The 400-nt window shown below is 38.5% G+C and carries 1 protein-coding gene; it reads left to right on the top strand.

What is annotated here, in order from left to right:
* Positions 1-400 (top strand): reverse transcriptase domain-containing protein (locus PL9214_RS29815; RefSeq protein WP_245824399.1); only part of this gene is annotated, 400 nt, incomplete at both ends.

Here is a 400-nt window from a genome sequence, read left to right as displayed (position 1 = left end):
CAGATTAATCATGATTACCTACTGTCCAAAATTGATTGTCCATCAATAATAAAAGCCCAAATCAGACAATGGTTGAAAGCTGGAGTAATGGACAACGGCATATTTGAGGCAACCGAGGCAGGTACACCACAAGGAGGTGTTATCAGTCCTCTACTCGCTAACATCGCACTGGATGGAATGATTAGACTAATTGAACATAAATTTCCAAAAAAGAAATACCGTGTTCAAGCCCTAGTCATTAGATATGCCGATGATTTCATCGTGGTAAGTCCACAATTAGAAATTATTCAACAGTGCATGATTGAAATCGAAGAATGGTTAAAACCTATCGGATTAGAACTGAAACCAGCCAAAACCCGAATTTGCCACACATTAAGAGAAATCGAAATAAACGGCGAAA

Source organism: Planktothrix tepida PCC 9214 (assembly GCF_900009145.1).
In the GTDB taxonomy this organism is placed as follows: Bacteria; Cyanobacteriota; Cyanobacteriia; order Cyanobacteriales; family Microcoleaceae; genus Planktothrix; species Planktothrix tepida.
The sequence above is the reverse complement of the archived record's forward strand: the minus strand, read 5'-3'. Positions and strand labels throughout refer to the sequence as shown.